The 501-nt window shown below is 60.9% G+C and carries 1 pseudogene; it reads right to left on the minus strand.

The features are described from left to right. Window positions 1-369 (minus strand): annotated as a pseudogene (locus CXQ89_RS18100) (ABC transporter permease); the annotation flags it as partial. Between the last annotated feature and the right edge of the window lie 132 nt (window positions 370-501).

Genomic DNA, 501 nt, shown 5'->3' on the forward strand with positions numbered 1-501 from the left:
CCTGGCCGCAGCGGCGATGCCAAGGACAACGCTGATGATGAGCGTGATCAGCAGGGACACAACCACAACAGACAACGTCACCGGAAGCCGGGCTGCCATCGCCTCGGCCACTGGTTGGCTGGAGAAGTACGAGCTGCCGAAGTCACCCCCGAAGACCCCGGTGACCCAGGATACGTATTGCTCAGATACCGGCTTATCCAGGCCGAGTTGAGAGTTGAGTTTGGCTACCTGGGCCGCCGACGCGGAAGGTCCGAGCAGATTTTGGGCGACCGGGATACTCGCGGCGTGGGTGAGGAAAAAGGTAATCGCTGTTACGACGACGACGAGAACCAGCCCTGCCCCAAGGCGGCGGAGGATGTATGTGAACAAGAGTGCTCCAAAGTGGGGCGCGCAGACGCACTGCGCGCCCCTTCGTTGTTTGGTGTTCTTACTTCGCTGGGGTCCAGGGCAGCAGGGTGACTGCAGAAACGACAGAGGGCGTGTAGTTGATCGCCTTCGACG

The organism is Arthrobacter sp. ZGTC212, from assembly GCF_002929255.1.
Taxonomy (GTDB): Bacteria; Actinomycetota; Actinomycetes; order Actinomycetales; family Micrococcaceae; genus Arthrobacter_B; species Arthrobacter_B sunyaminii.